This is a genomic window from Pedobacter sp. Leaf170, assembly GCF_920984665.1.
GTDB lineage: Bacteria > Bacteroidota > Bacteroidia > Sphingobacteriales > Sphingobacteriaceae > Pedobacter.
On record NZ_CAKLBP010000002.1, the window covers coordinates 690257 to 716543 of the forward strand.

The 26287-nt window shown below is 35.6% G+C and carries 20 protein-coding genes; 10 read left to right on the top strand and 10 right to left on the bottom strand.

Going from position 1 to position 26287, the window contains the following annotated elements; all coding sequences use genetic code 11:
- The first annotated feature begins 5 nt into the window (after positions 1-5).
- From LUA90_RS08055 to LUA90_RS08080, 6 genes are all read left to right on the top strand, one after another.
- Complete coding sequence (locus LUA90_RS08055; RefSeq protein WP_231459074.1) at positions 6-2456, top strand: outer membrane beta-barrel family protein; 2451 nt, start codon at positions 6-8, stop codon at positions 2454-2456.
- 19 nt (positions 2457-2475) lie between these two features.
- Positions 2476-2745, top strand: coding sequence for a hypothetical protein (locus tag LUA90_RS08060; RefSeq protein WP_231459075.1), 270 nt, complete (start codon positions 2476-2478; stop codon positions 2743-2745).
- A 249-nt stretch (positions 2746-2994) separates the two neighbouring features.
- A complete protein-coding gene (locus LUA90_RS08065) occupies positions 2995-3651 on the top strand; it encodes a GDSL-type esterase/lipase family protein (RefSeq protein WP_231459076.1) in 657 nt (218 codons plus the stop codon).
- Positions 3652-3764: 113 nt separating this feature from the next.
- Positions 3765-6092 carry a TonB-dependent receptor gene (locus LUA90_RS08070; RefSeq protein ID WP_231490695.1) on the top strand — a complete coding sequence of 776 codons (2328 nt, stop codon included), beginning with the start codon at positions 3765-3767 and terminating at the stop codon, positions 6090-6092.
- A gap of 4 nt (positions 6093-6096) precedes the next feature.
- Positions 6097-6888: a DUF4249 domain-containing protein gene (locus LUA90_RS08075; protein WP_231459078.1), complete on the top strand. Its 792-nt coding sequence runs from the start codon at positions 6097-6099 to the stop codon at positions 6886-6888.
- Positions 6889-6929: 41 nt separating this feature from the next.
- Positions 6930-7889 carry a D-glycerate dehydrogenase gene (locus LUA90_RS08080; RefSeq protein ID WP_231459079.1) on the top strand — a complete coding sequence of 320 codons (960 nt, stop codon included), beginning with the start codon at positions 6930-6932 and terminating at the stop codon, positions 7887-7889.
- A 116-nt stretch (positions 7890-8005) separates the two neighbouring features.
- On the opposite strand, the gene LUA90_RS08085 is transcribed toward LUA90_RS08080, so the two are convergent.
- The 6 genes from LUA90_RS08085 to mutL all read right to left on the bottom strand — a co-directional run bounded on the left by LUA90_RS08085 (position 8006) and on the right by mutL (position 16229).
- The gene (locus LUA90_RS08085; RefSeq protein WP_231490696.1) at positions 8006-10735 is read right to left on the bottom strand and encodes a carboxypeptidase regulatory-like domain-containing protein; all 2730 of its coding nucleotides are present in this window, start codon (positions 10733-10735) and stop codon (positions 8006-8008) included.
- Between the two features lie 140 nt (positions 10736-10875).
- On the bottom strand, positions 10876-11508 hold the full coding sequence (locus LUA90_RS08090) for a nitroreductase family protein (protein WP_231459081.1): 633 nt from the start codon (positions 11506-11508) through the stop codon (positions 10876-10878).
- 124 nt (positions 11509-11632) lie between these two features.
- Entirely contained in the window at positions 11633-12757 is a 1125-nt protein-coding gene (locus tag LUA90_RS08095; protein ID WP_231459082.1) for an endonuclease/exonuclease/phosphatase family protein, read from the bottom strand.
- Positions 12757-13611: a rhomboid family intramembrane serine protease gene (locus LUA90_RS08100; protein ID WP_231459083.1), complete on the bottom strand. Its 855-nt coding sequence runs from the start codon at positions 13609-13611 to the stop codon at positions 12757-12759. The genes LUA90_RS08095 and LUA90_RS08100 overlap by 1 nt, the downstream gene beginning before the upstream one ends.
- Entirely contained in the window at positions 13604-14302 is a 699-nt protein-coding gene (locus LUA90_RS08105; protein ID WP_231490697.1) for a rhomboid family intramembrane serine protease, read from the bottom strand. Before LUA90_RS08105 ends, LUA90_RS08100 begins: the two co-directional genes overlap by 8 nt.
- 91 nt (positions 14303-14393) lie before the next feature.
- Positions 14394-16229 carry a DNA mismatch repair endonuclease MutL gene (gene mutL, locus LUA90_RS08110; RefSeq protein ID WP_231459085.1) on the bottom strand — a complete coding sequence of 612 codons (1836 nt, stop codon included), beginning with the start codon at positions 16227-16229 and terminating at the stop codon, positions 14394-14396.
- Positions 16230-16839: 610 nt separating this feature from the next.
- On the opposite strand from mutL, the gene LUA90_RS08115 reads away from it, so the two are divergent.
- Together LUA90_RS08115 and LUA90_RS08120 are read left to right on the top strand one after the other, a co-directional pair.
- Entirely contained in the window at positions 16840-18474 is a 1635-nt protein-coding gene (locus LUA90_RS08115; RefSeq protein WP_231459086.1) for an amidohydrolase, read from the top strand.
- Complete coding sequence (locus LUA90_RS08120) at positions 18461-20278, top strand: serine hydrolase (RefSeq protein WP_231459087.1); 1818 nt, start codon at positions 18461-18463, stop codon at positions 20276-20278. The genes LUA90_RS08115 and LUA90_RS08120 overlap by 14 nt, the downstream gene beginning before the upstream one ends.
- A gap of 87 nt (positions 20279-20365) precedes the next feature.
- Here LUA90_RS08120 and LUA90_RS08125 read toward each other — a convergent pair whose 3' ends face one another.
- The 4 genes from LUA90_RS08125 to LUA90_RS08140 form a co-directional block, all read right to left on the bottom strand.
- A complete protein-coding gene (locus LUA90_RS08125) occupies positions 20366-20965 on the bottom strand; it encodes a lipopolysaccharide assembly protein LapB (RefSeq protein WP_231459088.1) in 600 nt (199 codons plus the stop codon).
- A 53-nt stretch (positions 20966-21018) separates the two neighbouring features.
- On the bottom strand, positions 21019-21738 hold the full coding sequence (locus tag LUA90_RS08130) for a sterol desaturase family protein (RefSeq protein WP_231490698.1): 720 nt from the start codon (positions 21736-21738) through the stop codon (positions 21019-21021).
- 67 nt (positions 21739-21805) lie between these two features.
- Positions 21806-22402 (bottom strand): Crp/Fnr family transcriptional regulator, encoded by a 597-nt coding sequence (locus LUA90_RS08135; protein WP_231459090.1) that lies wholly within the window; start codon positions 22400-22402, stop codon positions 21806-21808.
- Positions 22403-22554: 152 nt separating this feature from the next.
- On the bottom strand, positions 22555-23517 hold the full coding sequence (locus tag LUA90_RS08140) for an isopenicillin N synthase family oxygenase (RefSeq protein WP_231459091.1): 963 nt from the start codon (positions 23515-23517) through the stop codon (positions 22555-22557).
- A 243-nt stretch (positions 23518-23760) separates the two neighbouring features.
- On the opposite strand from LUA90_RS08140, the gene msrA reads away from it, so the two are divergent.
- Together msrA and cysS are read left to right on the top strand one after the other, a co-directional pair.
- Entirely contained in the window at positions 23761-24360 is a 600-nt protein-coding gene (gene msrA, locus LUA90_RS08145; protein WP_231459092.1) for a peptide-methionine (S)-S-oxide reductase MsrA, read from the top strand.
- Between the two features lie 466 nt (positions 24361-24826).
- Positions 24827-26287, top strand: coding sequence for a cysteine--tRNA ligase (gene cysS / locus LUA90_RS08150; protein ID WP_231490699.1), 1461 nt, complete (start codon positions 24827-24829; stop codon positions 26285-26287).

A 26287-nucleotide genomic window follows, 5' to 3' on the forward strand; every position in this document is an offset into this window, starting at 1 on the left:
AAAACATGAAAATATTATTTACGCTAATTGCATGCTTTTTGGCATGTGGGGCTTCCTTTGCCCAAAAAATCAATAAACTTTCCGGGAAAGTTATTGATGAAAAAGGTGTGGCTTTGCCTTTTGCAGCGGTAAGAGTTTTAAATTCTCCGGATACGATGATAGTAAAGAGCGGTTCTACCAATGTTGATGGAGAATTTAATTTTGATGATTTAAAATCTGGTAATTACGTTCTATCTGTTTCGATGGCTGGTTATAAAACCACAAAAACAGCAAGTTTTGCATTACTTAATGATTTGAAAATGAATGCCATTACCGTTGAGAGCACGGTGAAACAATTAAAAGAAGTTAGCATAACGGCTAAGAAACCTTTTGTAGAGCATCAAATTGATAAAACCGTTTTAAACGTAGAAAGCAGCATTGTATCATCAGGAGGTACAGCCTTAGATGTTTTGGAAAAAGCACCGGGTGTACAAATTGACAGGCAAAATGAACAAATTAAACTGAATAATAAGACTGGTGTTACCATTATGGTTGATGGAAAAACCAATTTTTTATCAGGTGCTGATATTACAACATTGCTTAGTAATATGAGTAGCGACCAGATTGCAACCATTGAGTTAATTACCAATCCATCTTCTAAATATGATGCATCTGGAAATGCCGGGATTATCAATATCAAGCTTAAAAGAAATAAAGCTTATGGTACAAACGGAACCATTTCTGTAAATGGTGGGCAAGGTATAATGCCCGATTCGCCAACTGATTTAGTTCGTGCAGGTGTAAACCTAAATTTAAATCACCGCGAAGGCAAATGGAATGTTTTTGGAAACGGCGCCGTAGCTAGAAAGTCGAATTATAACAATACAATTGTTAACCGAACTACTTTCGCCAATGGTTTATCGAGTGCTTTTAATCAGGATTTTGAAAGAAAAAATAAAGGTGTAGGTTTTCAGGGTAAACTTGGTGCAGACTATTATGCTTCAGAAAAAACTGTTTTTGGTGTAATGGTGGATGCGAATACGGTTAATACCAAGCTCGATAATTTTAGCAATACTTTTATCAGGGAGCTGCAATCGAATGTTGCGAGTACAAATTCTGTATTGCAAAATGCGTATTCAAAATCGCCGGCTAATAATTTTACGGCTAACTTCAACATCAAACACGATTTTAATAAAACAGGTAAAAACATCACTTTCGATGTGGATTATTCAAATTTCAATAATAAAAGAGATGAGCAATTTGATGCCCGTTATTTAAACCAGGCCGGACAACAAACCAATGCAACTTTGTTAAGAAATAATACCGATGCAAACATAGATATTTATGCGGCCAAAACAGATTTAACCTTGCCTGTTAATAAAACCATGAAATTTGAAACTGGTTTGAAAAGCAGCTACGTAGTAACTAATAACGATTTCCTTTCAGAACAATTTTTATCGGGTAACTGGCAGAACGATTTAGGCAAATCAAACAATTTTATCTATAAAGAAAACATAAATGCGGCCTATGTAAATTTTGCTAAGGAGTGGAAAGTGTGGCAAATTCAGTTGGGTTTAAGAGCAGAGCATACACATTCTAACGGAAATTCGATTACCAGCAACAAAGAGGTTGATAGAAATTATTTATCGCTCTTTCCAACTGTTTTCATCAATCAAAAAATTACCGAAAATAATAACATCCGTTATTCTTACAGCCGCAGAGTAGATAGACCAAATTACCAACAGCTTAACCCATTTGCGTTTTACATGGACCCATACGCGGTTGACCAGGGAAATCCGTATTTAAAGCCACAGTTTACTGATAATTTTGAAGTTTCTTACAGTTTTAAGCAGTTATCGTTTTCTTTAAATTATGCTGATACGAGAGACATGATAACGCAGATTAGTCAGCAGGATGAAGTAACGAGAATAGTAAATGTTATCCGTCAGAACTTAGGTAGAGCGCAAAACTATTCTGCAGGAGTATATTTTCCTTTAAAGGTGGTTAAATGGTGGAATATGCAAAATAATGCAAGTGTTTACTATAATAAGTTTGAAGATGGAAATTTAGAAGGCGCACCCTTTCTATCCTCAAAAGTTGCTTACAACTTTAATACAAATCAACAATTTACATTGCCAAATAACTTCAGTGCCGAAATTAGCTTTTGGTATAGTTCGCCAAGGGTTTCTGGTGTAGAGCAAACCACAATTGCTCAGTATGCTTTAAATGCAGGTATCCAGAAAACATTGATGAATAAAAAATTGAAGTTGAGGTTAAATATGGATGATATTTTTGCAACCAATAGATGGGAAGGAAAGTTGGATTATCAAAACGTAAACCTTCGCGTTTCTAATAGATATACTAGCAGAAGAGCAAATTTTAGTCTGAGCTATAACTTCGGCAACCAGAATGTTAAATCGGTTAGAAATAGAAATACCGCAACTGATGACATTAAAGGTAGAGCTGGAGGCAACTAATTTTAAAATAATTACAGATATGAAAACATTAATTTATAGCCTTAGTTGCCTTTTAATAGTGCTAACCTTTGGCTGCAGAAATCATAACTCGAAGTTGAATTTAAAAACGAGCGATACAAACACAGAATTTAGTTACGAAGCGCTTTATCCGGAAAGTAAAACGGATAAGCTCGAAGCTTATCTTCAGAAGGAAATTAATAATGATTTGCCTTTAGACCAATTGGTAGATGCAACGGTTAGCCTAACCTCAGGCGCTAAATTCCATTTAAAAGCCAGTGAGGGAAGTTGAAGATTGGATTTAACAAAGTAGATAGTACGCCTGAAAGTTATATAAAAGTGAAAAAGTTTACTGAGGGTATTGGTGAAATTTTGAAGGATTAGTATGGTATGCTCGTCATTGCGAGGCACAGCCTGCCCCGACAATTAGGCCACATTTTTTGGTAACGAGCATTTTCAGCAACGCTTAAATTACAAGGCAAACTTGATAAATACAATTGGATTTTCAACCTTGCAGGTTCAAAACTAAAACCTGTATTGCATGAAAAAGTACTTCATTTTAATAATCTTTGCTCAAATAGTTTTCTTTACCTCTTTTGCGCAAAATAAACCACCATTTTGGGATGATGTACAAACCATAAAAAAGTACGACCAAATGTTTAAACCACCGGTAAATCCGGTACTGTTTGTTGGAAGTTCTTCAATTAGAAAATGGGATGATTTAACGCAGGTTTTTGCAAAATATAATGCGTTGAACAGAGGCATTGGTGGGGCGGTTGTTAATGATATTACTCGTTATCTTAATGATATTGTTTTCCCTTACAATCCTCGCCAGATTATAATTTATGTTGGCGAAAACGATATTGTAAACGATAATGTTACCGCTGATACGGTTCTAAACAGAACCGTTAATCTTTACAAAGCCATTAGAGCTAAATTGCCAAACGTACCAATTGCTTACATTTCTATAAAACCTAGTCCGAGTAGAGATAAATTTCGTGATAAAGCTATTGGTGCAAACGCATTAATTAAAAATTTTTTAGCAAGCGAAAAAAATACAGCATATATAGACATTTTTCCATCGATGCTAAAAGATGGTAAAGGCAGAACGGAGTTGTACGTGAGCGATATGCTGCACATGAATGCCGATGGTTACGCCATTTGGAGGAAAGCGGTAAAACCTTATCTCAAAAAGTAATCGAGATAATTTGGGCAAAATTAAAAGATTATTAATTTCAATAATAATCAACATCAACTAAAGGCGCTTGTATTTCGTACATTTGGAATTCCTTCTTTATTGAAATTTCCGGTATGCGTATAAAACTTTATTTGCTGTTTTCCCTTTTCATATTCGTTAATCAGTTTGCTTTTGCACAGCGTAAATTCAACATTAGTGGTACAATTCGCGATGCTGCAACCGGCGAAACCTTAATTGGTGCAACTGTAAAATTAAGTGGCAAAACCACCGCCGGAACTTTAACAAATAATTATGGTTATTTTGCATTAACCCAGCCCGAGGGCGAATATGAGGTAATTATCAGCTACGCTGGATACCAATCTATTTTAAAAACCATTAGTTTAACAAAGGATACAAAGCTTAATGAGGAACTTAAATCTGCAAATGATTTAGCCGAAGTAACCGTTAGTGCTGCTAACCGTAAAAATGAAAATGTAAAAAGCGCACAAATGGGGCTTGAAAGAATTGATATGAAATCACTCAATTCTATTCCGGTTTTATTGGGCGAAAAAGATGTTTTAAAAACGATTCAACTGTTGCCTGGTGTAAAATCTGGCGGCGAAGGTAACACAGGCTTTTATGTACGCGGGGGTGCGGCAGACCAAAATCTTATCATATTAGATGAAGCAGTTGTGTACAATTCATCGCATTTATTGGGTTTCTTTTCAACCTTTAATGCCGATGCAATTAAGGATGTGAGTTTATATAAAGGCGGAATGCCTGCCCAATATGGCGGTCGTTTATCATCAGTTTTGGATGTTAAAATGGATGATGGTAATAACAAAGAATTTAAATTTCAGGGCGGCATTGGCTTAATTGCTTCGAGGTTAAAAGCCGAGGGTCCAATAGTAAAAGATAAAGGCTCATTTATGGTAAGTTTTCGTAGAACTTATATCGATTTATTTTTAAGGGCTTCTCCCGATTCGGCAATTAATGGAAGTACCTTGAACTTTTACGACATCAATGCCAAAGCCAATTATAAAATAGACGATAAAAATACAATTTACCTATCGGGATATTTTGGAAAGGACAATATTGGCGTTAAAGATTTGTTCGAAAATAATTGGGGTAACGTAACCACAACCTTAAGGCTTAATCACATCTTTAGCGATAGGCTATTTTCCAATACATCTTTAATTTATAACAATTATAACTACACCGTTCGCTTGCTTAATGATGTAACTAATTTTAAGGCAACGTCTTTGGTTCGCGATTTTAACTTTAAACAGGATTTTCAATATTTTAGCAATAAGCATTTGCTGCGGTTTGGTTTAAATGCTACGCATCATCGTATTTCACCCATTGATATCGAAAGCACAGCAGCTCAATCGCAGGTAAACTCTTTAAAACAAGAGAAACGTTACGGTTTAGAAACTGCCCTGTATGTTTCTGATGAATGGGCAGTTAGTGAAAAATTAAATTTTTTATATGGACTTCGCCTGGCGGCTTTTTCATTACTTGGACCGGGTAATTTTAGCAATTACGATACAAAAGGAAATATTTTAAATACGGAAAATATTGCCAGCGGAAAATTTTATAAGAACTACCTTAATTTAGAGCCAAGGTTTTCGTTAAGCTATCTTTTTAATGATGAAAATTCGGTGAAGGCATCATACAACCGCAACACTCAAAACATTCATATTTTAACCAATGCAACCTCAAGTTCGCCAACCGACCAATACGTTCTAAGCAGCAATAATATTAAACCAGAAATTGCCGACCAGTTTTCGATGGGTTATTTTAAAAATTTTGAAGAAAATAATTACGAATTCTCTGGCGAAATTTATTATAAATGGATGCAAAACCAGATTGATTATAAAAACGCTGCACAACTTTTAGCCAATTCAAATATAGAATCTGAACTCTTATACGGCACTGGCCGAGCTTACGGCTTAGAATTATTTTTTAAAAAGAAATTCGGGAAGCTAAACGGATGGGTAGGTTATACCTTATCTCGTACTGAAAGAAAATTTGCTGAATTAAATAACGGTAATTATTTCCCTGCAAGGCAGGATAGAACCCACGATGTTTCTTTGGTTGGTATTTACAACATGAACAAGCGATGGACATTCTCTTCGAGTTTTATTTACAGCACCGGAAATGCAGTTACTTTCCCGGCAGGAAAATATACAGTTAATGGCCAAACGGTTTATTATTATACAGAACGAAATGCCGGCAGAATGCCTTACAACATGCGTTTAGATGTAAGCGCAACCTTGGAAGGCAAAAAAACCGGACGTTTCCAATCGAGCTGGAATTTTGGAATTTATAATGTGTTGGCACGAAAAAATCCATATTCAATTGAATTTATTAACGATCCAAACAATCCGGGTAGAACAGTTGCAGAGCAAACTTCACTATTTGGTTTAATCCCGTCGGTAACCTGGAACTTTAAATTTTAAGAAAATGAAAAATATTATTCTATACATTTTTCTTGGTTTGATTTTTACATCATGTAAGAAGATTATTGATGTTGATACAAATAATGCGGCACCTCAGATTGTGATTGAAGGAAATATTTCTAATCGATTGATAGCACAGCAGATTCGCATTAGTAAAACGGTTGGTTATGATGATTTAAGTAATTATCCCGCTGTGCGTGGGGCTAAAGTTACTGTGAATGATAGTCGCGGAAATACTTACAATTTTACTGAGAGTTTGCCTGGTTTATATGTTTTTGCCATGCGTGGTATACCCGGCATAACTTACACGCTACAGGTTGATGTAGATGGCAAGAGCTATTCGGCAATTTCAAAAATGCCGGCAGTTGTACCGTTGGATTCTATCGGTGTGGTAAAAAACACATTTTTTGGTAATGAGAACATAAATGTTGCGGCTTATGTTAGCGACCCGGTTAATGTAGAAAATTTTTATAGGTTTAATCTTTACGTTAATGATAACCTATCGGATAGAATTTATGTAAATAATGATAGATTAACAAATGGCAATAAACTGCGTTTGCAGCTATTTTACGATGGTCCAAATGATGAGGATTTAAAAAAAGGTGATAAGGTTGCTGTTGATATGGAATGTATCGATTCTAACATTTTTGATTATTGGTACGCATTGAATCAGCAAACCGGTCGTGGCCCAAACCAAGGAACTACGCCTGCAAACCCAACATCTAACCTATCAAATGGAGCGCTGGGTTATTTTAGTGCACATACTTATCAAAGGCTGGCGATTACTGTGCCATAATATGGAGTAAAACATCCTTCGCAATTACATGTTATACTTAAATGAAAGTTTTTATAACGGGCAATATTGCTAAAAGCGGAATTAAATTATTAGAGGATGAAGGCATTACCATTACTAAATGGGAACAGGATAGACAAATAACTGCTGCCGAATTAATTGCAAAATGCCAGGATGTTGATGCTTTGGTAAGTGTTGGACCAAATAAAATTAATAAAGAACTTTTAACAGCTTGTAAGCATTTAAAAGTTATTGCGTTACACTCTGTAGGTTTTGATAATGTAGATGTTAAAGCCGCTAAAGAACTTAATATCCCGGTAGGAAATACCCCGGGTGTTTTAAGTGGCGCCACAGCTGACACTGCATTTTTATTGATGTTAATGGTTTCCAGAAAAGCATTGTACCTGCATAAAAAAATTATAAAAGGGCAATGGCAAAATTACGAACCGACACCCGAACTAGGCATAGAGCTGAATGGAAAAACACTCGGTATTTTTGGTATGGGCAACATAGGTTTGGAAATGGCAAAGAAATGTGTAGGAGCCTACCAGATGAAAATTATTTATCACAATAGAAATAGAAGACCTGAAGATGAGGCTGAGGTAAATGCTAAATACGTTTCTTTTGAAGAATTGCTTGAACAAAGTGATGTTATCTCTGTACATACAGCATTAACTGAAGAAACTAAAGGCAAATTTAATCTGGAAGTTTTTAATAAAATGAAACCGGGTTCTATCTTTATTAATACTGCTAGAGGTGGAATCCATAACGAGGAAGATTTGATTAAGGCAATAGAAGATAAAATAATTTGGGGTGCGGGTTTAGATGTAACTAACCCTGAACCGATGGATAAAAATAATCCACTCTTAAATATGGAAAGCGTTGCGGTTTTACCTCATATTGGCTCTGCAACTGAAGAAACGAGAAATGCAATGGCAAACTTGGTAGCTAAAAATATTATTGCAGGTTTAAAGGGATTGGATTTACCACATCAGGTTAAGTAATTTATATTTTATAAATTTTGTCATGTTGAGATTTTCGAAACACTTTTCTTAATAAACGATTTCGTTATGCTCAGCTTGGCTAGGCACCTTAATGTTGGTTAAGTATCCAAATTTTTCTACTTCACCGTATATCTAAAAATAGATCTACCAACATTGCCATTTTCATCAATACCTTCTACAACAACTTTATATTGGCCTTTTCCATCAGCATTATAAAAATCGAATGATGATGTTCCTGTTGCTTTATCAGTTATTACTTTCGGATTCCAATAAATGGTTGTGCGTAAATCGTTGCGGTTTAAATTTGCTGGCACATCGTATTTAGGCATATAAAATTGGCGCTCTTTATCATAGCCTTGTGGAGAAAAAGTAACCTCATAGTTTTTAGGCAACATATCAAGCAACTGGCTTTTAGAAATTTTAGTGCCTTTTGGTGCTTTTTTCTGGTTAATTACCAGTACCCCATTAATGTTATTAGCTCTGTTTACTAATCCTAATTCATCACGCAAAAATATTTCTACAGATTCTATAGTCGACGTTTGAATCGTATTCAGTTGGTTTACATCTACAAGCATACCATTAATAAAAACTCCCATTGGGATTTTTTTACCCTGATTGTAATCTCTCGAAACATAAAAATTATTATCAACATAGGTAACGCCGGTGGCCATTGTTTGCAAACAATTAATTAACAATGCACAACCTGTTAATCTATCACCGGCAATTTCATGGTCGGCCATTTGCCCTAAGCCAGAAAGTGCAGGGTAATCTTTATGACTAACCTTTGGCACGGCAGTGCCTTTAATGGTTACATCTTTTAAGGTATGCAGATACGAATACTGCTTTTTACTATTATCAAGATAGCTTGTTAATGTGCTATCAATATTTAAAACTTCATCAGGTACACTAAAATTTTTGCTTACTGATGGCGCAGGTGTACCATTTAACGAAATGGCCATATTTTTATAATTCACATTATATTTTGCTGTAATGGTAACTTTTGATGAATCGTTAAGTACCAGATTACTGAATTTAAAGTTGCCAACCGGATCAGTAACTCCTTCAAGATTAAAGCGTTTATCAGGTATCGTTAATAATAATTGTCCTTTTCTTACCGGAATACCGTTACCCATTCTTAAAATTCCAGAAACTTCTATGCCTTGCTCTGGTGGTATTGTAATTTTTGGAAGTTTATTCGCAATAATATCTGTGTATGAATAACTTCTATAGCCTTGTGTGAGTAGCAATGCATCTAAATCTGATAACTTTTTTGCATCTGTTCCATTAAAATAATAATTGGGTTTTTCGATGTAACCTTTTAAATCGCTGCTTAATAATAGCGAAGTTAAAATTGTAGTCGCACCGTCTTCATTTAATGGTACTTTGGTTTCATCAACAACAGAAACAGATAAATTACCTTCAACAGGCGCACCATCTTTTTTTGCGCTAACATTTATTTTAACTTTCTTTTTTGGGCCATAAGTTGCGGCCGGACTAGTAACTGCTAACGATAAGCTATTCTTATTCTGTACAAAAATTAAGCGTTCACTTAAAGGTTTTCCATTCTCTGAAAATAGGGTAAACTGTGCAATCCCCATTGGGAATTTGCTTTTTGGAATCGTGGTTGTATATTCTTTATTCGATAGGGCCGTTTGTGCTCCGTAACAAACTACACCTTTACTTTGCGCTATTACATAGAACAACTTTCCCTGGTTCGCCTGAAAGAAAGCATCGTTTGCAGCAATTTTTATAGAAACATTGTCTGCATCGGCTGTGCCGGATTTAATCGTAATACCGCTGGCTAAAACTTTCGGCAAATTAATATTTTGGGTTGTTCCATCAGCATATATAACTGCTGCTTTGTATGTTTTATCTGTTTCTGGTGTGAAGGTAAAGCTGCCCATACCTAAATGTTGAGCTGTAAAAGTTGCAACTTGTTTACCATCAACATCGCTGATTGTTCCTTTTGCATTAATGCCTAATCCATCGGTTTTTATGGCTTTAAATGCAACCTTATTATCAATACCAGCAATCAGATTTCCGCCTTCAGCAAAAAACTGCATGTCTTTATTTACAATTGCATTTTTCAGCAGAAAATTATTTGTAACAACATCTTTCTCAGTTGTGTTTATTGATGTAATTAATTCGCCATTCTGTAATTGATATTCTGCTTTCTGTGCTGCGGTCATGCTGATGGTCAAAAATCCGTTTGCATCTGTCGTGCCTCTGCCTTTGGCAATACTGGTATAGCTGGTAACTACCTGCCAGGTTACATTTTTATTGGCATAAGGTTTATTGTTCAAGTCTTTAAATTGAACCCTCGCATCAATTTTTTCCTGTTTATCAGTAGATAAATTTTTGTAAGAAATATGGGTTTTTACTTCTTTATCAATAGCCTCACCAACAAAAAAAGTTTTATTAAAATATGCCGGGTCGCTGGCGTTTAACATCCACAATGTGTAAGCCCTAACATGATAATTTCCTTGTTTGTAATTTTCCATAGATAAAGGGAAATTGCCAGAAGCAACGCCGCCAACCAAAGGAAGCTTTAGTGTTTGAATTAAAGAATCTTTTTGATTGATTACATCAACATAAACGATTTTACTAATTCCTGTTAAAAAATTTTGATTTTCGGTTACATAAGCTTTGAACCAAACTGTATCTGCAACTGCGTAGTAGGGTTTATCGAAATGCAAATACACTTTCTCAGTAGGGAAGTCATTTAAAACTTTATTGGTTTTTGATATGATGGTATTAATACTAATGGTATCAGTTTGTGCAAAAGAAGAAAGGTTTAGCACAGCTAAAAAAGAAAGTAATATGATTAGAATTCTGAAAATCTTCATGAACAGGATATAGTTTACTAAGGATGTAAATATATCTATTTAAACATAGAGCGCATAACTTGCCATAATGTTTAACATTTTTTTACAATAAAAAAGCCGGTTTTACATTAGCAAAACCGGCTCAAATTATTTCAGATAAATTATTTGTATTCAATTACAAATTCGTTCATCGGTGTACGTACTTTTTTCAATTTGGCTAACCAGTCGTTTGCCTCGTCTCTGTAACCTAGTGGTAATAAAGTTACACTACGTAAGCCTTTTTCGTTTAAACCTAAAAGCTCATCTAAAGCTGCCGAATCAAAACCTTCCATTGGTGTAGCATCAACTTTTAATAAAGCTGCTTCAGCAATTGCAACGCCAAAACCAATGTAAGCCTGGCGGGCTGCATGGTCAAAGTTTTCTTCTGCGGGTAAAGATAATCTCGATGCTTTTAATTGGTTTTTATAGGCATCTGTTGTGTTTTCCGGTAAACCGCGTTCTGAATTCATACGCGAAAATACTTCATCAATACCTTCTTCTGTATAATTTGAGAAAGCTGCGAAAACTAATAAATGAGATGAATCTATCACCTGAGATTGGTTGTAAGCAATTGGTGCAATTTTCTCTTTTAACTCTTGATTTGCTATAACCAAAATCCTGAATGGTTGTAATCCTGATGATGTTGGTGCTAGGTGGGCAGCTGCAACAATTTTATCAACTTTTTCTTGATCAACTGGTTCCCCGTTCATTTTTTTAACTGCGTAACGCCAGTTTAAAGCTTCTAATAAACTCATATTTTGCTAATTTTTTTGATTCTAAATTTATATGAGCAAATATCAAAAATACACAGCCATATTTTTGTTGATCTATGGTAATAAACTCATCTTTTTAGTGATGAATAATCTCTAAAAAGTAATATTATTCAGATTTGCTTTCAGAAAATTTTAGGTCAATTCTAACCGGAAAATGGTCTGATAGAAGGGCTTTTTCGATTTTATAATTTAGCACATCCAAATCCTGAGAAGTTGCAATGTAATCTATCTGGAAGTTTGGAAATTTTCCGTTATAGGTTTTTCCAAATCCTGATCCTTTTTCTTCAAAAGAATTTTTTAAACCCTTAGTGATTTTTTTTACTGCGTAAGATGCTGGTGTATCGTTAAAATCGCCGGCAATTAAATAGGGCGTTTTGCAGTTGGCCATTTCAGCCTTCATAATATCAACCTGCTCGCTTCTTTTTACAAAGGCACGTTTCAGCATTTTTAAAATCCTTTTTGATGCATAAACCTTTCCCCGAGTTTTTTTGGTTAGTTCATCCAGAAACTGATAATCTTGTGGCTGGAAACTAATAGATTGGAAATGGACATTATAAATTCTGATGGTTTTTCCTTTAACATCTAAATCTGTGTAAATGCTCATGTTATCTCCATAACCTTGAAAGCGGATACTATCTTGATGTTTGATTGGATATTTAGAGAAAATTGCCAATCCAAAACCTTCATATTCATTTTCAGAAGCAGGCTGAAAATAATAATACTTGGTATTGAGCATAGATTTTAGGCTATCGATTGTATTAAAATTCCCACTTCTTCGTGTGTAGAATTCCTGAAAACAAACCACATCCGGATTTTGGTTTTTTACAACCTGCAGCATTTTCTCTTTAGCAGGAATGGTATTATCTTCTCCAAAAAATTTAAAGCTGTGAACGTTGTAAGTCATTATTCTTAAAGAACCAACTTCCTTTTCCGAACTACCTTCATCGCCCCCGAAACCAAATGTTGCATGTAAGGTATTGTAACCAATTGCGATAATGATTAAGATGATTATCGAGAAACTCCATTTTTTTCTAATTATCCACCAGATAACAAACAGAAGCGACACGAATAACGAGTATGGATAGGCTAAGGCGAAATAGGCAAATAAAAAGTTCGACCGTGGATCGATATTTCCGGCAATTGTTCCAAGTATCAATGAAATTGCCACAACAATACATATTGGCAGGAGTATTTTATCTAAAAACGTATATTTCGTGTTGGATGTTGGCATTAATCTTTACTCGCTTTAAATAATTTTTCTTTTTCCGTTGCTGTTAATTTATCATAACCTGATTTTGATATCTTATCCAATATCTCATCTACCTCTTTTTGAGAAACGCCTTTAAATTCAGGTTTTTTTATTGGTTGGTCGTTTTTTACAACCCTAAGTTTAGGTTTTTTTTCAAAAATTTTGCTCCAATCGTTACCACTTTGCAGGCTTTTAATAAAAACAAAACCTAAAATAGCGCCTCCAATATGCGCAAAACTGCCGCCTGCATTTGCAGAGCCCAAACTTAATACATCTAAAACGATGTAAACGATTGCAAGGTATTTAATTTTTACCTCGCCAAAAAACATTAAGAAAATCCCATAATTGGGTATTAGCGTTGCCGTTGCGGTAATAATTGCCATAACTGCAGCCGACGAGCCAATAACAGATGCGCCCGCTAAGTTATCTTTAAAAACAGGAATAAGATTTAAGCCCAAAAGATAAACTAAAGCACCAGCAAACCCTCCGGCCCAATAAATGAAATGAAATTGACGGGCTTTTAAAAAGTTCATAAATATTTGTCCGAACCAGAATAAACCCATCATATTAAAAAGAATATGGAAAAAATCGGCATGGAAAAACATGTAGGTTACAATCGTGTAGAACCTGGTTGGTAGCATAGAGAAGGCAGCCGGTAATGCCAGGTATGTTCTAACCAATTCATAAGCATTATTGCCGCTTCCGCTTAAAAAAAATACTAATCCGATTAAAGCGGTTGCAACGAAGATAATTACATTAATGCCTATGTATAAAGAAACCGGATTTCCTGAGCGGAATACCTTATAACTTAAATCTTTAAAGATGCTATTATTCATAGTACGTGTAAAAAGTGTCTTTATCTTTCCAGATTTTTATTAGAATAAAGCCAATAAGTGCGCCACCCAAGTGTGCATAATGGGCAATTGAATCGCCTTGAATTTGTGCTATACCTAATGATAATTCGATTAAAATGTAAATCGGAATAATGTATTTGGCCTTTACCGGAACGGGAATGAATAAAATTAACAATTCGGCATTTGGATATAACATACCGAAAGCAACTAATAAGCCAAAAATTGCACCCGAAGCACCAACCATTTGACTGCCATAAACACCTTGTAATGTAGCAATAGCTTCGTTAGTCAATACTTTTTCTTGCCATCCATTAGGTAAAGTAACCTGACCTAAAACAGAATGAACTTCGTATGCCTGCACGGCCATTTGTAACGCCAAAGCGCCCAAACCGGTTATAAAATAAAATATTAAAAATTTCTTTGCACCCCATCTAGATTCGAGCAAACTACCAAAAGAATATAGCGCAAACATGTTAAAAAAGATGTGCCCAATACCACCATGCATAAACATATACGTAATGGGTTGCCAAAATCTAAAATTTGGAGAATCGAAATAGTAAACTGCCAACATATTACCAAGATTTAAACTTGGGAGTAAATAAGTGGCAACAAAAAGTATGATATTAATAATCAGCAGGTTTTTTACTACTGGTGGTATATATATGTTATTCATTTATTAGTTCGTTTTTCGTTAGCCGTTTTTCGGCTTTTTGCCCTATTCGTGGTACTTGCTACTCGATACTCAATACTTGCTACTTCAATCCTTACTTCTCAAACTTCTTATCTAATTCGGCTAAAGTGATGGTTTGAATTACCGGTTTTCCGCTAATGCTAAAGTTAGGGGTTTTGCAGGCAAAAAGTTCATCAATAAGCGTATTCATTTCTTCCTGACTTAAAGCTGTACCTGCTTTTATTGCGCTATTCTTTGCTAAACTTCTCGCTAAGCTATCGCGTTTGTTTAATTTTAAATCTTGTTGGGAGTTTTTAAATCCTTCAATCAGCTGTTCAAACAATTGAGTTTCGTTAATGTTTGAACTTCCTAAATCAACCGGAATACCCTCTACAACCAGGGTGTTTTTGCCAAACTCACGTACGTCAAAACCTAAACTTTTAATATCATCCAGCAAGCTTTTTGCAAGCTCAAAATCATTTGCATTAAGCGTAATGGTTTGCGGAAATAAGCTTTGCTGCGATGCACCCTTTCTATCATCCAGATGAATCAAAAATCGTTCGTATAAAATACGCTCGTGCGCCATTTGCTGGTCTATAACCATTAAACCCGATTTAATTTGCGAAACAATATAACGGTTATGCAATTGCATATATTGTTTTTTCTGGGTTTCGAAATTGGTTTCTTCGGTATAGAATGAAGTTTGTTCTATAACAGGTTGCTCGGTAATTTCGTAAAGCGAACCCCAGTTTTTTGCACTTGGCTTGGCTTCATAATTTCTTGGTGAAGAAGAATAACCCGAAGATGATGAAGCATCACTCGCAAATGGATTAAAATTTGGATTAAAGCTGATGCTTGGTGGTACAATATCTTCAACCGCTTTCGGCGAAATCATATTGCTAAAACCTGTTTCCTGGTCAAAATCTAAAGTTGGCGAAATATTATACCTGCCAATTGAACGTTTTACTGCCGATTTCAAAATCGCATAAATAGATTTTTCATCCAGATATTTAATTTCGGTTTTGGTAGGATGAACGTTTACATCGATTTTCGAAGGATCGATTTCAATAAATAAAACGTAAAGCGGATAGCTATCATCGGGTAGTAAATCTTCAAAAGCAGAACTTACCGCATGGTTTAAATAAGCATCCTTTATAAAGCGATTGTTTACAAAGAAAAACTGCTCTCCACGGGTTTTCTTCGCAAAGGCAGGCTTGCCAATAAATCCTTTTAAGTTAATAATTGTCGTTTCTTCCTCAACAGGAACCAATCGCTCGTTATAATTATTACCAAAAAGATGTATAATGCGTTGTTTTAGATTGCCTTTTGGCAAATTGAAAATTTCTGTTCCATCATGATGTAAACTGAAAAATATACCTGGATGCGCCAGGGCCACTCGTTGAAATTCATCAATTATATGGCGCATTTCTACCGGATTACTTTTAAGAAAATTTCTTCTGGCTGGCGTATTAAAAAATAAGTTTTTAATTGAGATTTGTGTGCCTGGAGGTGTTGCAACAGGTTCTTGCGAAATAACTTGCGCACCTTCTATGCTGATGCAAGTTCCAATTTCATCATCATGCCTGCGGGTTTTCATCTCCACCTGAGCAATTGCCGCAATAGAAGCCATTGCTTCGCCACGGAAACCCATAGTACGGATGGCAAATAAATCTTCGGCCTTTTTTACTTTTGAGGTAGCATGGCGTTCAAAACACATTCTGGCATCCGTAACGCTCATCCCGCTACCGTTATCTATGATTTGGATAAGCGCTTTTCCTGCATCTTTTATCACCAGTTGAATTTTATCTGCTCCGGCATCAATAGAATTTTCGAGCAACTCTTTTACCGCCGAAGCTGGGCGTTGTACAACTTCTCCGGCAGCAATTTGATTGGCAACAGCATCTGGTAACAGGTGAATAATATCAGTCATGTATTAAGGCAATGTGAATCTGCTAAATTATGCAAAATATGCTTAGGGAATGTGTTTTGTTTAAAACTCAACAGATAAATGACGAGTGATAGAAGACATAAATTAATATCTGATATTATTTGCACTTAACATTTCATGCTTCCATCAAATAGCTAACAATAAATAATTTTTTCATAATTATCTTAATGCTTGCTTAAAAATGCTCCAACATTTTATTTTTTTTTGAAGCTCAAAACCTGTGGTTCTTTTGTAAGCTGGTTCCCGCCAATACTGCAATCTTTTGGGCTAAGTAATTGCAAATTTTTTAGCTGTTGCTACCAAAAGTATTTACGTTTATGTCGGGGCTATTAACTTTATTTATCTGCTACTATTTAGTTTTTTGTGCCACAACTTTGTATCTAAACCCGATAGCGCCGATTAGCCCGAAGTGAGGAACGAGCAAGGCTAAAAGGCAATAGCGGGACAACTGCCCGCCATAGAAAACCGAACACCTCATTTTCAAAATAAGCGTATGCAGTATAAGGCTTTAAAAACCATTTGGCGGAATTAAGGAGATACTATCATTTTCTTTACAAACACTTCTGCCTACATTTTCTCTATCTTTATCTTCATGAAATCATTTATCTATGCATTAATTTCTGCTGCATTATTATCATCCTGCGGAAAAAAAGAGCAAGCCGATGTTGTTGTTTTTAACGCAAAGGTTTATACTGTTAACTCAAAATTTGATACCGCTCAGGCTTTTGCTGTAAAAGACGGAAAAATATTGGCAGTGGGTTCCAATGAAGAGATTGAGAAGCAGTTTGAGGGAAAAGACAATGTAGATGCCTCTGGCAAAACAATTTATCCGGGTTTTATTGATGCTCACGCACACTTTTTTGGTTATGGGCAAAGTTTGCAAACTGCTGATTTACGTGAAACAAAATCATGGGATGAAGTGCTGCAACGTTTAGTTGCCTTTGCTAAAACACATCCCGAAGGTTGGCTAATTGGTAATGGTTGGGACCAAAATGACTGGACTAACAAAGCTTTTCCTACAAATGAAAGATTAACCAAGCTCTTTCCAAATCGTCCGGTTTTATTGAGCCGTATTGATGGGCATGCAGCAATTGTAAATCAAAAAGCTTTTGATGATGCTGGAATAAAAGGTGAGCAAAAATTAGTAGGTGGCGATATGCTTACTGAAAATGGAAAGCTTACCGGCGTATTAATAGACAATGCGGTGGGTTTGGTAGAAAGTAAAATCCCATCGCCGGATGCAAAACTTGCTGAAAAGATTTTTACCGATGCCCAAACTAACTGCTTTGCTGCAGGCTTAACCACGATAGATGATTGCGGATTGCCTTTTGAAGCGGTAGATTTTATAGAGAAACTGCAAAAAGAGAATAAGTTGAAAATGCGTTTGTATGTAATGCTAGCTGATGCACCTGCCAATTATGATTATTTATTTAAACGCGGAGCAATTAAAACAGATAGGTTAAATGTACGCTCGTTTAAGGTTTATGCTGATGGCGCTTTGGGCTCTCGTGGAGCAAGTTTACTGAAGCCTTACACCGATATGCCAAACAAATCGGGTTTTTTATTGAGTAATCCAAAACACTTTGAAGAGGTAGCGCAGAAAATCGCTTCGCATAATTTCCAAATGTGTACACATGCCATTGGCGATTCTGCAAATCGGGTAATACTTAAAATTTACAATAATATCTTAAAAGGTAAAAATGATAAACGCTGGCGCATAGAGCATGCACAAGTGGTTAATGCGAGTGATTTTAATTTATTTGGTAGTGCCAGTATTGTTCCATCTGTTCAGCCTACACACGCCACTTCAGATATGTATTGGGCAGGCGACAGGCTTGGCAAAGAGCGGTTAAAAGGCGCTTATGCTTATAAGCAATTACTTGAGCAAAACGGCTGGATTCCTTTAGGAACAGATTTTCCGGTAGAAAACATTAATCCGTTATTAACGTTTTATGCTGCAACGGTAAGGGCAGATGCAAAAGGATTCCCCAAGGGTGGTTTCCAAACCGAAAATGCCTTAACGCCCGAGCAGGCATTACGTGGTATGACCATTTGGGCGGCAAAAGCTAATTTTGAAGAAAACGAAAAAGGAAGCATTGAAAAAGGTAAGTTTGCCGATTTTATAATTTTGGATAATGATATCTTAAAATCATCACCAGAAAATATTTTAAAAACCAAAGTATTAAAAACCTACCTAAACGGAGAAAAAGTATATGAAGCGAAGTAAATTATTCATTCTTGCAGCAGCATCGGCATTTAATATATTGTGTTTAGCCGCTTGTGCGCAAGAACATGTTCAAAATGAAAAGAAATTATCAATAGCAAATTCAATAAATAAAACCACCGTTTTATTAAACAATCAGGATAATCTAATTCCGCTAAAAGCGCTTGAAAAAAAGAATATTGCTTCTGTTAGCTTGGGTTTTAGCTATAGCAATGTTTTTGATAGCCTGGCAAATAAGTACGATAAAATAACTTCTTTCACTGCTGATGCCTATAAAGACAGCGTTAATTTGAATGATTTGGAAGATGAATTGAAATATTTTAATACGGTGCTTATTTCTATAGATGATAAAAATGTTGCTAACGTAAAATACATCAACTTTATTAACAGTATAAGTAAGGGTAAAACTGTAATTATTTCTTTATTTGGCAATGGAACGGTGTTAAGATCTTTCGATGCATTAAATGCCCCAATCGTTTGGACTGCCCAAAATACCGCCGATGCGGCAGCAATTGTACCTCAGTATATTTTTGGTGGTATTGCCGCATCAAATAAACTTACAACTGCCTTTTCACCTAAATATGCTGTGGGCGCTGGCTTTACCACTGCGGTAACACGTTTAAAATATACCGTTCCGGAAGATGCCGGCCTAAACTCAAATAGTTTAAAAGAAATTGATGCCATAGCTGCAGAGGCAATTAGTCAGAAAGCAGCACCTGGTATGGTGGTGTTGGTTGCAAAAGATGGAAAGGTGATTTTCAATAAAGCCTACGGAACGCATACTTACGATACTAATGTGCCAGATAAAGTTACCGATATATTTGATTTGGCTTCGGTTACGAAAGTTACAGCCACAACGCCTTCGGTAATGCGTTTGTTTGAAGAAAATAAATTGAAACTGGATACAAATATTGGCGCTTACATTCCTAAAGCCAGAACAACGCCAATGAATAATATCAAACTGCGTGAGGTTATGCTTCATCAGGCAGGATTTATCCCATATATTCCATTTCATAATTTCGTTAAGGAAGGCGATTATAGCCGCGATTCTTCAGCGGCTTATCCAACAAAAGTTGCAGATAATTATTTCATCAAAAAAGGCTTTTTTAAAGATTTTATGTGGCCGAAAATGCTGAACTCGCCGATTAAAACCCGCGGGCAGTATGTTTACAGCGATATCAGTATGTATGTGATGAAAGATATTGTAGAACACATCAGCGAAGAGCCCTTAAATCAATATGCATACGAGAATTTTTACAAACCGCTTGGTATGCAAACAGCAGGTTTCCTGCCGAGAAATCGTTTCCCAGCCGAACAAATTATTCCAACGGAAGATGATAAATATTTCAGAAAAACATTATTGGTAGGCTATGTGCATGATCAGGGTGCAGCATTGGCGGGTGGCGTTTCTGGTCACGCAGGTTTATTTTCGAGTGCTAACGATTTAGCAATTATTTATCAAATGCTTTTGAATAAAGGAACTTACGGCGGCACAGAATATTTCAAACCATCAACCGTAGATATGTTTACATCGAAGCAATCGCCTGTTAGTCGCCGCGGATTAGGTTTCGATCGTTGGGATCCGGATTCAACTAAACATTATCCATCAGAATTAGCCTCACCACAAACTTATGGGCATACAGGTTACACCGGAACATGTGTTTGGGTAGATCCATCGCGTGGCTTGGTTTACGTATTTCTATCAAACCGGGTTAATCCAACAGTTAGTGAAAAGCTTGGTAACCTAAAAATCAGAGGTAGGATTCAGGATGTTGTAAATAAAGCAATAGATGAGTCAAAAAAATAGAATAGTATGATATTGCGTCATTGCGAGGCACGAAGCAATCTTTTTAGTTAGAAATTTCTTCGTGCCTAGTAATGACGATTTTAAAAATTACTCATCATCTAACAATGTAATGCATCCTTCCTCCAATTGTTTAATTCTGCTATCGAAAGTTTTTAATGCTTCTGTATTTTTTGTAGATTGATAAAGGAAGTTGATTTTACTCTTTGTTGTTTCATCTGGGTCGCAGGCATAAGATTTTTCTAAATATGCTGCAGTTTTATTAGATAATTTTAGATAATTTTCTGTAAGTTTTTTATGCGTGGCCATATCTTTTGCAAGGGCTGCCTCATTTATTTTCTTAGCCATTTCCTGACAATCTTTAAAATAATAACTGCCTAAAGCAAGGTAAGGTACATAATAACCAGGCGTTAATAGTATACTCTTTTCGTAATAAGGAATAGCTAAATTCATCTGATTGGTTTCTTCATACAATCGGCCTAAATGATAGGTTGCATTGGCAATTTGTTTTTCTTTCAATTCAGATGCACGTTTCAGTAAGTCTGAAGCAACAGTAATCGCTTTGGCTTTTTCGTCATTTGTCATTCGGAGCAAAGTGTATTCTTCATACAAATCATCGATTTTGGTTTGAGAGAAGGCGGAGCTTATGCCGATGGATAGCAGAAAGCATATTAGATAGTTCTTTTTCATAGGATAAAATTAACAACTGAATATATGAATAATGTTGAATGATAGAAATCATATTAATTTTTATGCACATCTTTAAATTTTATCATATCCAAAAGTCGTTGTTCTTTTTCATCATCAAACCCGCATGATGTTTTAAATTCTTTTGGGTTTTCATAAGTTCCGAATAGCATATCCCACCAAACAATATCGCCATAATTATTACTATGTTTTTCATATTCATGATGGATGCGATGCATTTCAGGTCTTTGAAAAATGTAGCCAATCCATTGTGGGGTTTTAACGTTTGTATGATAGAAAAATTCCCCTAAAGCTGTACATAGTGTATAGATTGCCCCGGCTTCTGGGTTTAAGCCTAAAAATGTATAGACTAATAAACTTCCAATAATCGAATTAACAGTCATTTCTAAAGGATGCTTGTAAAACGATGTTATTACTTCTAGTCGCTGCGGACTATGATGTATTTGGTGAAAACCCAGCCAAAGAAAATCAAAAGTATGCCTCCATCTATGCCACCAATAAAAAATAAATGTTGCAATAAAATAGGCAATAATTCCTCCTAACCAATTGGGTACATAATTAGATAAATGAAATAATGAGATTGATGAAAGCCATTTTTCCCAGGTGAAACCAGCTAATACAACAACACAAAGCTGAATAAAATTTACACCTAAAACCCTGATGGTCCAGGTTGATACATTTGGTAATTTCCAGCCTGGTTTGATTCTTTCTAAAAGAAAACAAAAGCCAAATACGATAAAGATTATAACCAACATAGATTTAAGATTTATAAATCAAATCTATAAATGTTACAATGGTCAGTTTTTGATAAAAGTCAAAAAATCATTTTCGCTTTCTAATTCTGCTTAACGTTTCTTGAGAAATCCCTAAATAGGAAGCAATGTGTCCTAGTGAAACCCTTTGTAAAAGCTGTGGGTAACGAGAAACTAAATGCTCGTAGCGTTCTTTCGCACTTAACATTCTTAAATCATTAGCCTGAATTTCATTACGCATGTGGTAAAGCTCAGTAAGTTTGCGACCAGAAAAATTAAATTCCATGTGGTTTAAATACATTTCATCTAATTTGTCTTTTTTTACCGCAATAAGTTTGCATTCTTCAAGCGTTTCGATGTATTCAAAACTTGGCTTGCCTGTGTAAAAACTATAAACAGATATCAGTAACTCATTTTCAAATAAAAACCAGGTATTGATTTCTTTACCTTCTTTGTTTAAGTAGTAAATTCTTGCAGCGCCTTTAATGATAAAATATATCGTGTTGCTACGTTCTCCCACACTTAAAAGTTTAACTTTTTTCTTAACTTCGATAAGTTCGCTGTTTTTGATAATCGCTGTTTTTATTTCTTCTTTTAAAGGATAAATCGCATTGAAAAGGGTAAATAGATTTTCATAATCACCATTATTTGAATTTTTTTCTTGCATAAAACTGGTTTTACGGAATTTTATTTAATGGGTGATGAACAATCAAATATAATCATCGCTAAAAAAAAACATCAACTTTCGCTGATGCTTTGTGTTTTAAATAAAGGTTGCCACGTTTGATGAAAAATCAAAAACTCGCAATAACGGTTCGTTTATTTCTTCAATCCAATTTCTCTTAATCTTTCATCAAGATATTCTCCTGCAGTCATATCGCTATATGCTTTCGGGTGTTCAGCATCAATAGTTGATGGTAAGCTGGTCAAATCCATATCGCTACGCGGATGCAAGAAAAATGGCACAGAAAAGCGTGATGTTTTCATTAATTCGCGGGGCGGATTAACTACTCTGTGCGTTGTTGATTTTAATTTATTATTTGTCAAACGCTGTAACATATCGCCAACGTTTACAACGATATCTGTATGGTGTGCTTTTATAGGCAACCACTCATTGCTGCGGGTTAAAACTTCTAAACCATCGGCACTAGCGCCAATTAATAAGGTAATTAAGTTAATGTCTTCATGCGCACCTGCACGTACAGCATCGTCTGGAATCGTTTCAGGGTTTTCAATCGGGAAGTAATGTATGCCTCTTAAAATAGAATTTCCGTTATGAACATGCTTATCGAAATAATCAATTGGTAATTCTAAATAAGTTGCAATAGCACGTAGTAAATGCGTTCCATTTTCTTCAAGTTTTTTATAAATTGAACCTGTTACTTTATTAAATTCTGATAATTCCTCTAAAACTTCATTATCTGGGTATTCATTTTTAACCGGGTCGCCATCTGTAACCTCTTGTCCGATTTGCCAAAACTCTTTTAAGTCTGGCGTTTTCGCACCTTTAGCCGTTTCTTTACCTGCACTTGTGTAACCACGTTGACCGGCCAATTCCGGTTTCTCATACTTGCGTTTTATTTCCAAAGGCAAGGCGAAAGCAGCTTTAATATTTTCGTAAAGTTTATCTATTAATTCCTGACTTAAACCATGGTTGGTTATGGTTACAAAACCAGAATCGTTAAAAGCTCTGCCAAGTTCATCAGAGAATTTTTTTCGCTCTTCTTCGGTTCCGTTTATATACGAACCTAAGTCTAAACATGGAATATAAGGTGTTGACATAATTTTATATTTAATTGTTGTACGAATTTAATAAGAATTGTTAATAAGTGTAATTTACTTAAATTAAACTATTACAAATTATTGATATATAGATTTTTAAGTTATTAACAGTCAATTCTGAATCCACAAAAATTAGTTTGTCATGCAAAATCCATTATTAAAACAATAGAAACTTAAAATGTTTTTATTTCGTAATATAGGTTAGTAATTGATAATGTTGGTTGCTTAAAAACACACAAAAACATGAAAAAAATAATTTTAATTCTACTAACAGTGCTTCTTATTGGGACCGCAAATGCACAAGGCAAAAAAGGCGAGCAGGCTACCTTTGGAATGGGCTGTTTCTGGTGTACGGAAGCTATCTTTCAGAAAATAAAAGGAGTTACTTCTGTAAAATCTGGTTATGAAGGCGGTAAAATTGCCAATCCAACCTATGAAGAGGTTTGTACTGGTTTAACCGGGCATGCCGAAGTTTTGCAGATTACTTATAATCCTTTGCAAATCAGTTATACTGAATTATTAGAAGTTTTTTGGAAAAGCCACGACCCGACTACTTTAAACCGCCAGGGTGCAGATAGCGGAACTCAATATCGTTCGGTTATTTTTTACCATAATGCAGAACAAAAAGCATTGGCCGATAAGTTTAAAGATGAGTTAAACAAAACGAATGCTTTTGGCAAAAAAGTGGTAACGGCTATTGAACAAGCTAAGCCATTTTATGTAGCAGAGAGCTATCATCAAAATTACTATAAAAACAACGGCGACCAGGCTTACTGTAGATTAGTGATTTTACCGAAACTAGAGAAGTTAGAAAAGGTTTTTAAATCCAAATTGAAAAACTAAGTACGTTTTATTCCTTATACAATAAGCTCAAATCGGACACCCAGTTTGAGCTTTTTTTGTTTGGGGATAACTATAATCCTTAAATTTTATGTTCAAAGTTCTTTCCGCTCCACTGCGCAGCAGCCGAGGTTGCGGAGATTATCGTCATGTCGACCGAAGTGGAGAAATCTTTGAATAAAAATTATTCTTGGTTAAAAGATCTCTCCGTTGCGCTACGCTCCAGTCGAGACGACGGTTAATATTTGAATTTCTTTTAGTTATTTAGACCTGATTGAAATGTAAAGCCCGGAGTGTAGAGAGGACTTCCCCACCTACGGTAGGCGGGCAATGTAAAGCAAGACTAACATTAATTGAAATACTAGCTTGCTCTTCAAATAAAAAGCTTTTTGATTTATACATTGTCAATAAAGTGTTTTGGCAATTAAACAATTCCGAACTTTCCATTGGTAAATATTACATTTGCAATATGAATAATGGCTTACAGCTTTACAACACGCTTTCTCGAAAAAAAGAAGAATTTATACCTTTAAATGCACCCAATGTTGGGATGTATGTTTGCGGTCCGACGGTTTACAGCGATGTGCACCTGGGTAACTGCCGCACGTTTATTTCTTTTGATTTAATTTTCAGATACCTAAAATACTCGGGCTACAAGGTTCGTTACGTACGAAATATTACAGATGCAGGGCATTTGGAGGGTGATAGGGATGAGGGCGATGATAAATTTGCAAAACGAGCTAAATTAGAGCAGTTGGAGCCAATGGAAATTGTGCAGAAATACACATTAGGTTTTCATGATGTACTACGCATGTTTAATACACTTCCGCCAAGTATTGAGCCTACTGCAACCGGGCATATTATTGAGCAAATTGAGATGATAAAAGTTATCATTGAAAATGGATACGCCTATGAAATTGGTGGAAATGTATATTTTGATGTTGAGAAATATAGCAAAGAATATAATTATACCATATTAACTAACCGTAACCTGGAAGATATGCTGAATAACACCCGCGAATTGGGTGGGCAAGATGAAAAAAGAGGTCGGTTGGATTTTGCTTTATGGATCAAGGCAAAGCCTGAAACTTTAATGCAATGGCAATCGCCATGGGGCATGGGTTTTCCGGGTTGGCATATAGAATGCTCGGCAATGAGTGCTAAATATCTGGGTGCCGAATTCGACATTCACGGTGGTGGTATGGATTTAGCCGCAACACACCATACAAATGAAATTGCACAATCTGAGGCTTGCAGTCACCATCAACCTGCACGTTTTTGGATGCATACCAATATGCTTACTGTTAATGGAACGCGTATGTCGAAATCGGCAGGCAACGGTTTCCTTCCTTTAGAGTTGTTTACCGGCAACCATCCTCTGTTAAGAAAAGGCTATAGCCCGATGACGGTTAAATTTTTTATGCTTCAGGCGCATTATCGCAGTACTTTGGATTTTTCAAATGATGCTTTGGATGCATCAGAAAAAGGTTTCAGAAGATTAATGGCTTCTGTGAGTTTGCTTGATAAACTTCAAACATCCGCAGAAAGCGATTTTGATGTTGATGCAATTAAAGAAAAATGCATTAACGCTATGAATGATGATTTTAACAGTCCGGTTTTAATTGCCGAATTGTTTGAGGCGGTAAGAATTATCAATACGATTTACGATGGTAAAGGCAAAATTTCGTTAACTGAGCTAGAGAAGTTAAAAGCGTTGATTAATGAATTTGTTTTTGAAATTTTAGGATTAAAGGATGAGGAATCTGATAATCTTGAACTGAATAGCGTTTTAGATATGGTGATTCAGCTCCGTAAGGAAGCAAAAGAAAATAAGGATTATGCCACATCTGATAAAATCAGAATTGGTTTGCAAGAATTGGGTATTCAGCTCAAAGATGGCAAAGAAGGTACAACCTGGAGTAAGGTTTAA